The sequence below is a fragment of the Streptomyces sp. NPDC048565 genome, from assembly GCF_040650935.1.
Lineage (GTDB): Bacteria > Actinomycetota > Actinomycetes > Streptomycetales > Streptomycetaceae > Streptomyces.
The window spans coordinates 104,964-117,583 of sequence record NZ_JBEZIH010000012.1 but is presented as its reverse complement, the minus strand read 5'-3'; the positions used below and the strand labels follow the sequence as shown (position 1 = coordinate 117,583).

Genomic DNA, 12,620 nt, shown 5'->3' with positions numbered 1-12,620 from the left:
CCGCTTCTATCGGTCCCCGAAGACGGTGCGGTGCCAGTCCTTCCTCGCCACCGCGGTGTTGTCGTACATGACGTGCTTGACCTGCGTGTACTCCTCGAAGGAGTACGACGACATGTCCTTGCCGAAGCCGCTGGCCCGGTATCCGCCGTGCGGCATCTCGCTGATGATCGGGATGTGGTCGTTGATCCACACGCAGCCCGCCCTGAGTTCACGGGTGGCGCGGTTGGCCCGGTACAGACCGGTGCTCCACGCGGAGGCGGCCAGTCCGTACGGGGTGTCGTTGGCGAGGCGGATTCCCTCGTCGTCGGTGTCGAAGGGCAGCACGACCAGGACGGGTCCGAAGATCTCGGAGCTGACGATCTCGCTGTCCTGGGCCGCGTCGGTGATCAGGGTCGGCCGGTAGTAGGCGCCGTCGGCGAGTGCGCCTCCGGGGGCCTCGCCGCCGGTGACGACCGTGGCGTAGGCGCGGGCCCGGTCGACGATCGCGGCGACGCGGTCGCGCTGCTGACGGCTGACCAGCGGGCCGAGGTCCGTCGAGGGGTCGAAGGGGTCACCGAGCCGGACGCTCTCCATCAGGGCGGCGACCCCGCTCACGAACGCGTCAAGGAGGGGGCGCTGGACGTAGGCGCGGGTGGCGGCCGTGCAGTCCTGGCCGGTGTTGATGAGCGCTCCGGCGACCGCCCCGTGGACGGCGGCCTCCAGATCGGCGTCGTCGAACACGAGGAAGGGTGCCTTGCCGCCGAGTTCCAGATGCAGGCGCTTGACGGTCGATGTGGCGAGCGCGGCGACCCGCTTGCCGACGGCGGTGGATCCGGTGAAGGAGGTCATCACGACGTCGGGGTGGCTCACGAGGTGCTCGCCCGCGTCCTGCCCCGCGCCGGAGACGATGTTGATGACGCCGTCGGGGATGCCGGCCTCCGTGGCCGCCTGCGCGAACATCAGCGAGGTCAACGGTGTGATCTCGGAGGGCTTCAGCACGATGGTGTTGCCCGCGGCGACGGCCGGGAGGATCTTCCAGGCGGCCATCTGGAGCGGGTAGTTCCAGGGGGCGACGGAGCCGATGACGCCGAGGGCCTCACGGCGCACGTAGGAGGTGTGGTCGCCGCTGTACTCGCCGGCCGACTTCCCTTCGAGCTGGCGGGCGGCGCCCGCGAAGAACGAGACGTTGTCGACCGTGCCGGGGACATCGAACTCGGTGGAGAGCTTGAGGGGCTTTCCGCACTGCAGGGATTCGGCGTACGCGAGGTCCTCGGCCCCGCCCGCGAGTACGGCGGCGAAGCGGTGCAGCGCGTCGGACCGTTCGGCCGGGGTCAGCCCCGACCAGCCGGGGAACGCCTCCTGGGCGGCGGCCACGGCGGCGTCGACGTCATCGGTGCCCGCGAGTTCGTAGCGGTGGACCGTGCTGCCCGTCGCCGGGTCCACCACGTCCTGGTGGCGTCCCGAAGTGCCGGGGCGCAGCCGTCCGCCGATGTACTGCGCGCCTCCGGCGAAGCGGTCCTGCACCTGGAATCCGTTGCCCATGACGTACTCCTCCGCTGCCCCGTGTACGAGGGCGGCGTAGCTACTTCTCGAATTGAGTGCCGATCCTGACAGAGGGCACCGCCACCAACAAGGGATTCCGTTGTTTCCTTTTGGTTACGCGACGGAATCTGTCGACAGAGTGTCTCGCGGTGACGGAAAACCCAGTACCGGCTGTCAGTGGCGGATGCCAGACTCGGCTGCCATGGGACAGGAGCAGATGGATGCCCTGCGGGCACGCGCGGCCCGTGGGAAGAGGGTGAAGTACCTGCCGTTCTGGGGGCATCGGCCCCGCCGTGACGGCAGGCTCGGGGAGAGCTGCCTCAGCCAGTGGTGGCCCGCGCCGTTCACGGTCGGATCGGTGACCTACGCCTCGGCCGAGCACTGGATGATGGCCGGCAAGGCGCGGCTCTTCGGGGACGCGGAGGCGGAGGCCGCGGCCGTGGCGGCGGGCAGTCCGGCGGCGTCGAAGAACGTGGGCCGGCGGGTCAGGGGCTTCGACGAGGCTGTATGGGTGCGGGAGCGGTTCGGTCTGGTCGTCGAGGGCAGCGTGCACAAGTTCGGTCAGGACCCGGCACTGCGGACGTATCTGCTCGGCACAGGTGAGCGCGTGCTCGTCGAGGCCAGCCCGGTGGACCGGATATGGGGCATCGGACTCGCCAAGGACGATCCGCGGACCGCGAACCCCGCGTCCTGGCGGGGGCTGAATCTGCTGGGCTTCGCGCTCATGGAGGCGCGTACGCGGCTGCGCGCGGGGTGACACGACCCGTGGGCCGGGCCGGGGCACACTGCTTCCCCCGGCCCGTCCACGGGCGGTCGCTCACCCGGGTCAGCGGGAGGTGCCGACGACCAGTGAGGTGGAGTACGGGTCGTTGTAGTCGTAGGGACTGCTCGAATCGTCGTTGGCGACGGCCCAGATCAGGAATCCGAGGAAGACCGCGCTGATGACGATCGAGATCGACCCCAGGATGATCCCGGCGAGCGCCATGCCCGGGTTGGTCGCCTCGCCGCGCCTGGCGCGGCCCCGGCCGACGATGCCGAAGATCAGGGCGAGGATGCCCAGGACGATGCCGAAGCCCCACATGCAGAAGCCGGCCACCGCGATGATCCCGAGGACCATCGCGGCGATCCCCAGTCCGTTCGCCGGTGCCGGGCCCCAGGACTGCTGGCCGCCGTAGCCCGGGTATCCCGGGTAACCGTAGGACGCCGAGGGTGCGGCGGGTGCTGCCGGGTAGCCGTACGGCGCCGAGGGCGCGGCGGGAGGGGCCGGATAGCCGTACTGCCCCTGCTGTCCCGGGCCGTTCGGCCCGACCGGCGGTGCGGGCACCGGGGGTTCCTGCGGGCCGAAGGACCCGGCAGGTCCGGGTATCGGCCCGGTGCCCCCGTCGGCGCTCGGCATGGATGTGACCGTGGGCTGGTTGTGCACGGCGGGCGGAGCCGCGTCGGCTGGCTTCTTGCCGAGGTCGGCCCTGGTGTCCGGCGGAGCCCACGGGTCGCGCCGCGCGTCCTCGCCCCCGGGCTGCTGTGTGTTGTCTGACATGGGCCTCCCCCATCGTGGTCCCGCCATGCTACGGCCAGACACCCGACGTCAGAGCCCCCGCCTACGATGATCGGTGCAGCCGGTGACACCCGGCCGAGAACAGAGATCCGGGAGTATCCGATGAACGATCTGCACCCCTTCATCGCGGGGCTGCCCAAGGCCGAGCTCCACGTCCACCACGTCGGGTCGGCCTCACCGCGCATCGTGGCCGAACTGGCGGCCCACCACCCCGACTCCAAGGTCCCCACGGACCCGGAGGCGCTGTCGGACTTCTTCACCTTCACCGACTTCGGGCACTTCATCGACGTCTATCTCTCGGTGGTGGACCTGGTCCGCACACCCGAGGACGTGCGGCTGCTGACCTTCGAGATCGCCCGGGACATGGCACGGCAGAACATCCGGTACGCGGAGCTGACCGTGACCCCGTTCAGCTCGACCCGCCGCGGGATCCCCGAACAGGGCTTCATGGAGGCCATCGAGGACGCCCGCAAGGCGGCCGAGGCCGAGCTCGGCACCGTCCTGCGCTGGTGCTTCGACATCCCGGGCGAGGCCGGCCTGGAAGCCGCCGATGAGACGACCCGGCTCGCGGTCGACCTGCGGCCCGAGGGCCTGGTCTCCTTCGGCCTGGGCGGACCCGAGGTCGGGGTGGACCGCCCGCAGTTCAAGCCCTACTTCGACCGTGCGATCGCCGAGGGCCTGCACTCCGTCCCGCACGCCGGGGAGACCACGGGCCCCGGGACCGTCTGGGACGCGCTCACCGCGCTGCGCGCCGAGCGCATCGGCCACGGCACCAGCTCCACCCAGGATCCGAAGCTGCTGGACCATCTCGCCGAGCATCGCATCGCGCTGGAGGTCTGCCCCACGTCGAACATCGCCACCCGGGCGGTCACGGACATCGAGCGCCACCCGATACGGGAGATGGTCGAGGCCGGCGTCCTGGTCACGGTCAACAGCGACGACCCGCCCATGTTCGGCACCGACCTCAACAACGAGTACGCGGTGGCGGCCCGGCTGCTGGGCCTGGACGAGCGAGGAGTGGCCGGCCTCGCGAAGAACGCCGTGGAGGCCTCCTTCCTCGACCCGGCGGGCAAGCGGACGCTGGCCGCCGAGATCGACACGTACACGACGAACTGGCTGGAGGCTCCCGCCCGGTGACTCCGCCGGTCACAATGGCCTCATGACCCTCACTGTCACCGCCGTGGCGCACCGCGGCGACCCCTACCGTGCCCGCGAGAACACCCTCCCCTCGATCCGGTCCGCCGTGGACCGGGGGGCGGACGCGGTCGAGATGGATGTCCGCGTCACCCGGGACAGGGTGCCCGTGCTGCTCCACGACTCCACGCTGGAACGCCTGTGGGGCCACGACGTACGCGTCGACCGGCTGGACCACCGGGAGTTGCTGGAGAGGACCGGCGGCGGGGTGCCGACCCTGCGTGACGCGCTGTCCGCCGCCGGCGACCGGCGGGTCATGGTCGACCTGCCCGGCGCGACCGACACCTGCGTACGGGAGACCGTCGGGGTGGTGCGGGAGTGCGGGGCGAGCGAGCGGGTGTACTACTGCGCCGACTCGCACGCGATGCTGAAGGTGCGCGCGGCCGATCCCTCCGCCGAGATCGCGCTGACCTGGACGACGCTCGCGCCCCCGCGCCCGGTGCTGCTCGAAGCGGTGCGTCCACGCTGGCTGAACTACCGTTTCGGGCTGCTGAGCCGTGAGCTGGCCGACCGTATCCACTCCGACGGGCTGCTGGTGTCCGCCTGGACGGTGGACACCCGGCGCACCATGCGCCGGCTCCTCTCCTACGGCGCCGACTCGATCACCACCAACCGGATCGACGCGCTCCGAGCCCAGTTGGTGAACTCCCCGTCCGTGGGCGCCCGTTGATCCTTCCGGCATCATGGGCGGTCCGTACCGTCCGTGATCCCAGGAGCAGACGTGACCGAGCCCGGTCCCCGTACCGCACCCGCCCGTGTCCGTGCCGACATCGCCCACAACGCCCGGGTGTGGAACTACTGGCTGGGCGGCGGCGACCACTATCCCGTCGATCGTGTGGTGGGCGACCGGGTCACCGGCATGTATCCGAGCATCGGCGAAGTGGCCCGGGCGGACAGGGCGTTCCTGGGCCGGGTGGTGCGTCATCTGGCCGGTGACGCGGGCATCGGGCAGTTCCTGGACATAGGCACCGGACTGCCGACCGCGGAGAACACCCACGAGGTCGCCCAGCACACGGCGCCCGACGCGCGGGTCGTCTACGTCGACAACGACCCGATCGTCCTGGCCCACGCCCGTTCGCTGCTGACCAGCTCGCCGGAGGGCGCCACCGAGTACATCGAGGCCGACGCCCGCCATCCTGAGCGGATCCTGCGCGCGGCCGGAAGGACCCTGGACCTGGGGCGCCCGGTCGCGGTGATGATGCTGGGGATCCTCAACTTCGTCCTGGACACGGACGAGGCGCGGAGCATCGTGACGAAGCTGATGGACGCCCTGCCCTCCGGCAGCCATCTGGTGCTCACGCATCCCACGCTCGAACTGGGCGGCGAGGGCAACGAGGCCGCGATGCGCTTCTGGAACGAGAACGCCACCCCGCCGATCACCGCGCGCAGCCGTTCCGAGTTCGCTTCGTTCCTCGACGGGCTGGACATCCTGGAGCCGGGCATCGTGTCCTGCTCCCGCTGGCGGGCGGGCGCGGCGGCGAGCAGGACGCCCGAGGTGGCCCAGTTCGGGGCGGTGGGCCACAAACGCTGAGGAGCGGAATACGAGGGCCGCCCGGATCCGGGACACGGATCCGGGCGGCCCGGCGAAGTGGCAGAAGCCAGGAGCGGCAGAAGCGTCAGGAGCCAGGCTCTGCCGTCCCTACTGATTGATCACGAACTGCGATCCGGGCTCGACCAGGACGTCCCCGTCGCGCGAGCCGCTGATCGTCACACCGGTGAGCGTCGCGCTGCCCCGCGCGCCGCCCATGGCGAGGATGCCGGACCCGTTGGGCGACCCGGAGATCGTCACATCGCTGATGTCGACGTCCGGGATCTCACCCCCGCCGGTCTTGAACTGGATGCCGTCGTACGTGGAGTCCTGGATGTCCGTGTCACGGATCGTGACGCCGGGGATGTCGGAGCCCTGCGCGAACAGGGTGATCGCGCCGAACTCCTGGTCCTCGTTCCAGAACGCCCCGCCGGTGCGGGACAGCCCGTTGTTCGCGATCAGCGTCTCCCCGGAGAAGGGCACCGGGTCGTGATCGGTGGCCAGCATGATGCCGGGGTAGTTCATGGTGTCGGACACCAGGTTGTTCTCGATCTTGTTGCCGTAACCGCCGTACACCGCGATGCCGTTGGCCCGCCAGGGCAGCTGGATCGTGTTGTTGCTGAAGACGTTGTCGTGACCGACGTCCACCGCGGGGTCCTTGACGTACTTGCTGGCCCACACCGCCAGCGAGTCGTCCCCGGTGTTACGGAAGGACGAGTCGGTGACGGAGGAGTTGCGGGTGCCGTTGGTGAAGTTGATGCCGTCCGCGTAGGTGTTGCGGATGCGCATCCCGCTGAATTCGAGTCCGTCACCGGGTCCCCACAGCTCCGGGATGTTGCTGTAGTCGCGGCCGACCCAGGTGCCGACGTTGGCGTGCTCGATCCAGACGTTGCTGATCCTGGTGTTCTCGCCGAAGCGGCCGTTGAGACCGACTCCGCCCTCGGCGTTCCCGTCGCCGCCCCGGATGGTGCCGGAGCCGAAGATCGCGATGTCCGAGATCTGGGTGTTGTCGTCGACGTCGAAGCCGAAGTTGCCCTCGTGCGGGTGGTTGATGCCGCCCGCGTCCTGCGGCGGAGTCAGGGAGTACAGCTGCGAGTGCCACATGCCGGCGCCGCGGACCGTGACATCGCTGATACCGACCTGGTTGTACTCCCCGCGGTCCTGCGGGTCGTCGGTGAGGATCTTCTGCTCCTGGCGCCACTGCCCGGCCGGGATCCACACACAGTCGATCTCGCCGTTCTGATCGGCGGTGACGGCCTCCTGGATCGCGTCCGTATCGTCCTTCCCGTCATCGGGGACCGCGCCGTACTCGGTGATCGAGGTGCACTCGTCGGGCTTGCTCGCCGGCGGCGCGACCTGCTCCAGGTCGACCAGGTCGACGACGTAGTACTCGGCGTCGTCACCGGCGTCCTGCTGGAGCCGGAAGGTGGTGCCCTCGGGGTAGGTCTCGTCGAGCAGCGCGTGCGACTCGTCGAACAGGCGCCGCGCGTCACCGCCGGGGGTGTTCGTCAGGCCTTCCGGATCGTCCGTGCTGCCGTAGAGCCAGCTGTGCTTGGACGACAGGTCCAGCTTCTGTACGAACGTGCCGTCGGCGTAGAGGCTCAGCGTCTTCTCCTGGCCGCCTCCGCCCGGCGCGTCGGGTATGGAGTTGCGGACGACGATGGAGTTGGTGCTGCCGGTCGAGGTGAACTCCACGTACTGGCCGGTGGAGTCGAGGCGTACCGACTTGCGGCCCGAGGACTCGGTGGCGAAGTTGGTGTGCCCGAAGGTGCGTGTGGCGTCCGACTCCAGCAGGGTGCCGTCGTAGGTGCCGTCCTCCGCCTCGTACTCGGTGTACGGGGTCGCGGCGCCCCGGTCGGCCGCGGCGACGGATGTCTCGGGCGCCGCCGGTGCGGCGTGTGCGGCGGTCGGCAGCAGCCAGGCGGCCGTCAGTGCGGCGCCGAGCGTGACGGCGATGCCCCGCCGGCTCCGGTCTCTCCTTGTCACAGCGTTCCTCTCGGTGTGGGGAATGGTGGGGAGTGTGCGTACGAGTTGCTGCTAGCTCCTGCCCTCCGGCTCGGGCCAGGCGGTGCAGTCGTCCCAGGTGCTGTCCCAGCCGGAGTTGCCGCCGCCGTCGGTGAGCGTGAAGGTGCCCGAGCCCTCGGGGAAGGGGCAGTTGTAGACGCCTGCCGCACCGGCCTCGGTGGCGGTGACGTTCGACACCGTCACCTCGCCGGGTGTCTCGGCCTGCACGACGACCGTGCCGACCCCGTCGACCGTGGCCCCGTCGACGGTGACGTTCTCGACGGCCTGGCCGGTGCCGCCGCCCGAGACGAACTCGAAGACGCTGTAGGGGCTGTCCTTGACGGTGGTGTCGGTGATCTCCACCTTCGCCTCGATGGCGCTGTCGTACGCGTCCACACGCAGCGCACCCATCGGGTGGTCCCAGTTGGGGTTGACGGCCCCGGTGCGTACGAGCGTGTTGCCGGACACCGTGATGGTGCCGCCGAGCGGGAAGAACGGGTCGGCGAACTTCTGGTTGGAGATCGCGATGCCGCTGCCGAGTGCGTTGGTGTCGCTGATCAGGTTGTCCTTGACGGTGATGTCGCTGCCGCCGTAGATCGCGATGCCGTTCGCCAGGTTGGGCTGGGAGATGGTGTTGTTCGCGAACGTGGAGTCGGTGTCGGCGGCGTTCAGCGACCACATGGCGAGTGAGTCGTCACCCTGGTTGCGCAGGAAGTTGTTGCGCACCTGTACGCCCTGGGCGTTGCCGTTGAGGTTCAGGCCGTCCGCCGTGGTGTCGAGGATCCGGTTGTTCTCGACGATCAGGTTGTCGTTGTTGCCGGTGAGCCAGAGACCGACCTTGAGGTGCTGCAACCACATGCCGCTGACCTGGGAGTCGGGGCCCAGCGATCCGTTGACGAAGTTGTCCGGGTTGCTGTCGACGCGCTCGGTGACCTCGCCGATGACCGCGAAGTCCTTGATGACGGCCTTGCCCGCGGTGCCGGTCTGGTTGATGAAGCGTGAGGCGTGCACGACCGAGTGCCAGCTGCCCGCGCCCTGGATCGTCACGTTCTCGACACCGCTGAGCTCGGAGTTCACGGCGAAGTCGCCTGCCGGGATCCACACCGTGCCGCCGACGGCCTTGGCCTCGGTGATCGCGTCGCGGAAGGCCTGCGTGGAGTCCTGCTGTCCGGTGGGGTCGGCGCCCTTGTCGACGACGGAGACCGCACCCGAGGGCTCGGTGGCGGGCGCGTCGACCTGCTCGAAGTCGGCGACGTCGACGGTGACCTCGGTGGAGGCGGCCTCCAGCTTCACCGTGTCGCCCGCGGCCAGGTCCTGGCCGAGGAGGAGGCGTGCGTTGTCGAAGAGGTGATGGGTCTCGGCCCCTGCGATCCAGGGGGTGTCGACGTAGCTGTACTCGGAGGTGACGGCCAGGGACTCGTCGAGCTTCGTGCCGTTGACGTAGACGGCGAGTGAACCGCTCTGCCCGTCGGGCACGTTGTAGGCGACGTTCACGGCGTTGGCAGCCTCGTCGAGGGTGAACTCCACACTCTGCCCGCTGTCCAGGCGCACCGCCTGCCGGCCCGATGCCTCGGAGGCGAGGGTGCCCTGGGTGTGGTCGGGGCCGATCTTCTGTCCTGTGGTGGAGGCGGACTCCGCCTCGGTGGAGCTGAAGGGAAGCGTGGCTCCTGCCGCGACCGCCGCTCTCGACTGCGAGGCCTGTTGGGTCTGCTGGGGCTGCTGGGCGGAGGCCTGACCGGTGACGCCGACGACCGTGCCCACGAGGGCGACCGCGACGGCAAGGATGTACGAACTGCGCGTGGCAGATGACGTGCGCATGACACTCCAGTTCTTGTAGGACCGCGCTTCCCGGTGGGGGAGGTGGGAGGAAAGGGAAGCGCTGACACTGAAGCATCGCGACCACATGAACACAAGATGTCGCGCGAATAATGCAAATCTTTGACAGCGCTGCGAAACAATCAAGTGGTAGGGAGCCGGGGCCGGGTGGGGCGGCGTGCCGGGCGAAAGCCCTGGCCATCGGCGTCAGGGGCGGGACCTCACAGGCCGACGACGGAGTTCCACCTCTTGGCGAACCCGGTGCGCTCGTCGGCGGTGATGTCGCGGGCGATCGCCAGCCGCTTACGCATGGCGTCGTCGGGGAAGATCAGCGGGTCGTCGGCGAGCGCAGCGGTCTCCTTGTCCTTGGAGGAGGCGAGGATCTCGCGGGCGGCCGGCACCGGGCAGACGTAGTTGACCCAGGTGGCCAGTTCGGCGGCCACCTCGGGCTCGTAGTAGTAGTCGACGAGCTTCTCGGCATTCCGTTTGTGGCCCGCGAGGTTGGGGATCATGAGCGATTCCGACCAGAGCTCGGCGCCCTCCTCGGGCACCACGAACTCGATGTCCGGGTTGTCGGCCCGGAGCTGGACGACGTCCCCGGAGTAGGCCTGGCAGGCGAGCACATCGCCGTTGGCGAGGTCCTTGACGTAGTCGTTGCCGGTGAAGCGGCGGATGTGGTGCGACCTCACCCGCTTCTCCACCTGCTCGCACATCCGGTGGAAGTCGTCGGCCGTCCAGCGGGTGACGTCGGCCCCGTCGCCCTGCATCAGCAGTGCGAACGCCTCGTCGAGCCCGGACAGCAACGTCACCCTGCCGCGCAGGTCGTCGGCCCAGAGCTCGCCGGTGTGCCGGATCTCCCGGCCGAGCTTCGCGCGGTTGTACGCGATGCCGGTGATCCCGGACTGCCAGGGCACACTGCACAGCCGGCCCTCGTCGAAGGCGGGTGAACGCAGTTGCGGGTCGAGGTGCTCGGCGACATGGGGCTGCCTGGACCGGTCCATCTCCTGCACCCAGCCGAGCCGTACGAAGCGGGCGGCCATCCAGTCGCTGATGACGACGAGGTCCCGGCCCGTCGACTGATGGTTCATCAACGCTGGGCTGATCTTCCCGAAGAACTCGTCGTTGTCGTTGATCTCCTCGGTGTACGTGACGGAGATTCCGGTACGGCGCGTGAACGCGTCGAGTGTGGGCCGCTTCGACTCGTCCTCGTCGCCCGTGTCGATGTAGAGCGGCCAGTTGGCGAAGTGCAGGGAGCGGTCACTGTCCGAGCGGTCGGGGCCGGAGCGGTCCCCGGGCCGCACATAGGCGGCGGGGACACCGCAGCCGGCCAGGGCGGCACCGGCCGCTCCCGCGCAGAGGGCACGTAGCAGGGAACGACGGGACATGAGGTGGTCCTGGACCGAGCGCACCCGCGCAGGATGCCGGTCCGCCGCGTCGGCGGACAATGGACCAACCGTCCAGCGTGGGCGACCCGGCCCGCACACCCTGTCGCGCGCACGGCGCCCGGGGACGCGGAACGGCCCCGGGGGGATCCCGGGGCCGCGGTCACCGCTGTGCCCGGTTCAGTCGTCGAGCGAGGTCATGACGTGCTTGATCCGGGTGTAGTCCTCGAAGCCGTACGCGGAGAGGTCCTTGCCGTAGCCGGACTTCTTGAACCCGCCGTGCGGCATCTCGGCGACGAGCGGGATGTGGGTGTTGATCCACACACAGCCGAAGTCGAGCTTCTTGGACATCCGCATCGCGCGGGAGTGGTTCTTGGTCCACACCGACGAGGCCAGGGCGTACTCGACGCCGTTGGCGTACTCGACGGCCTGGGCCTCGTCCGTGAAGGACTGGACGGTGATGACGGGCCCGAAGACCTCGTGCTGGACGATCTCGTCGTCCTGCCGCAGCCCCGAGACGACGGTCGGTGCGTAGAAGTAGCCCTTGTCACCGACCCGGTGACCGCCCGCCTCGACCTTGGCGTGCGCGGGGAGCCGCTCGATGAAGCCGCTGACCTGCGCCAGCTGGGCGGCGTTGTTGAGCGGGCCGTACAGCACGTCCTCGTCGTCCGGCAGGCCGGTCTTCGTGTCGGCCGCCGCCTTGGCGAGCGCGGTGACGAACTCGTCGTGGACGGACTCGTGGACCAGCACGCGGGTCGCGGCCGTACAGTCCTGGCCGGCGTTGAAGTAGCCCGCGACGGAGATGCCCTCGACGGCCTTGGCGATGTCGGTGTCCTCGAACACCACGACGGGGGCCTTGCCGCCGAGCTCCAGGTGGACCCGCTTGAGGTCCTTGGCCGCGGACGCGGCGACCTGTGTGCCCGCCCGCACCGAACCGGTGATGGAGGCCATCGCCGGGGTGGGGTGCTCGACCATCGCTCGGCCCGTCTCGCGGTCGCCGCACAGGACGTTGAACACGCCCTTGGGCAGGATCTGCCCGATGATCTCGGCGATGAGCACGGTCGACGCCGGAGTGGTGTCGGACGGCTTGATGACGACGGTGTTGCCCGCGGCGAGCGCCGGGGCGAACTTCCACACGGCCATCATCAGCGGGTAGTTCCACGGCGCGACCTGGGCGCAGACGCCCACCGGCTCGCGACGGACGATGGAGGTGAGGCCCTCCATGTACTCGCCGGCCGAGCGGCCTTCGAGCAGCCGGGCGGCACCCGCGAAGAAGCGGATCTGGTCCACCGCGGGCGGGATCTCCTCGGTGCGGGTGAGCCCCAGCGGCTTGCCGGTGTTCTCGGACTCCGCCGCGATCAGGTCCTCGGCCCGCTCCTCGAAGGCGTCCGCGATCTTCAGCAGCGCCTTCTGGCGCTCGGCCGGCGTGATGTCGCGCCAGCCGGGGAACGCGGCGGCCGCGGCCTCCATGGCGGCGTCGACATCGGCCTGCCCGGAGAGCGGGGAGGTCGCGTAGACCTCTTCCGTCACCGGGTTGACCACATCGATGGTCCGCCCGTCCGCGGCGTCCCGGAACTCTCCGTCGATGTAGTTGCGCAGACGGCGCACCTCGGTGGTCACA

At 69.6% G+C, this 12,620-nt stretch carries 10 protein-coding genes; 4 read left to right on the top strand and 6 right to left on the bottom strand.

The window, feature by feature from the left end; all coding sequences use genetic code 11:
* Positions 1-6: 6 nt before the first annotated feature.
* On the bottom strand, positions 7-1,521 hold the full coding sequence (locus AB0C75_RS16860) for a gamma-aminobutyraldehyde dehydrogenase (protein WP_362891383.1): 1,515 nt from the start codon (positions 1,519-1,521) through the stop codon (positions 7-9).
* Positions 1,522-1,738: 217 nt separating this feature from the next.
* On the opposite strand from AB0C75_RS16860, the gene AB0C75_RS16855 reads away from it, so the two are divergent.
* On the top strand, positions 1,739-2,278 hold the full coding sequence (locus AB0C75_RS16855; protein ID WP_362891527.1) for an NADAR family protein: 540 nt from the start codon (positions 1,739-1,741) through the stop codon (positions 2,276-2,278).
* 69 nt (positions 2,279-2,347) lie between these two features.
* Here the strand turns inward: AB0C75_RS16855 and AB0C75_RS16850 are convergent, their stop codons facing one another.
* A complete protein-coding gene (locus AB0C75_RS16850) occupies positions 2,348-3,058 on the bottom strand; it encodes a DUF4190 domain-containing protein (RefSeq protein ID WP_362891381.1) in 711 nt (236 codons plus the stop codon).
* Positions 3,059-3,178: 120 nt separating this feature from the next.
* Between AB0C75_RS16850 and AB0C75_RS16845 the strand changes: the two genes are divergently transcribed.
* From AB0C75_RS16845 to AB0C75_RS16835, 3 genes are read left to right on the top strand one after another with little or no spacing between them, the layout of a single operon-like run.
* Complete coding sequence (locus AB0C75_RS16845; protein ID WP_362891379.1) at positions 3,179-4,213, top strand: adenosine deaminase; 1,035 nt, start codon at positions 3,179-3,181, stop codon at positions 4,211-4,213.
* Between the two features lie 22 nt (positions 4,214-4,235).
* The gene (locus AB0C75_RS16840; RefSeq protein ID WP_362891377.1) at positions 4,236-4,940 is read left to right on the top strand and encodes a glycerophosphodiester phosphodiesterase; all 705 of its coding nucleotides are present in this window, start codon (positions 4,236-4,238) and stop codon (positions 4,938-4,940) included.
* Between the two features lie 51 nt (positions 4,941-4,991).
* Positions 4,992-5,801, top strand: coding sequence for an SAM-dependent methyltransferase (locus AB0C75_RS16835; RefSeq protein ID WP_362891375.1), 810 nt, complete (start codon positions 4,992-4,994; stop codon positions 5,799-5,801).
* A 108-nt stretch (positions 5,802-5,909) separates the two neighbouring features.
* Here AB0C75_RS16835 and AB0C75_RS16830 read toward each other — a convergent pair whose 3' ends face one another.
* The 4 genes from AB0C75_RS16830 to AB0C75_RS16815 all read right to left on the bottom strand — a co-directional run bounded on the left by AB0C75_RS16830 (position 5,910) and on the right by AB0C75_RS16815 (position 12,619).
* Positions 5,910-7,784, bottom strand: a complete 1,875-nt coding sequence (locus AB0C75_RS16830) for a glycosyl hydrolase family 28-related protein (protein WP_362891373.1) — start codon at positions 7,782-7,784, stop codon at positions 5,910-5,912.
* Positions 7,785-7,835: 51 nt separating this feature from the next.
* The gene (locus AB0C75_RS16825) at positions 7,836-9,620 is read right to left on the bottom strand and encodes a glycosyl hydrolase family 28-related protein (RefSeq protein WP_362891371.1); all 1,785 of its coding nucleotides are present in this window, start codon (positions 9,618-9,620) and stop codon (positions 7,836-7,838) included.
* 218 nt (positions 9,621-9,838) lie between these two features.
* Positions 9,839-11,002 (bottom strand): spermidine/putrescine ABC transporter substrate-binding protein, encoded by a 1,164-nt coding sequence (locus tag AB0C75_RS16820; RefSeq protein ID WP_362891369.1) that lies wholly within the window; start codon positions 11,000-11,002, stop codon positions 9,839-9,841.
* A 177-nt stretch (positions 11,003-11,179) separates the two neighbouring features.
* Entirely contained in the window at positions 11,180-12,619 is a 1,440-nt protein-coding gene (locus tag AB0C75_RS16815) for a gamma-aminobutyraldehyde dehydrogenase (RefSeq protein WP_362891367.1), read from the bottom strand.
* Position 12,620: the final 1 nt, after the last annotated feature.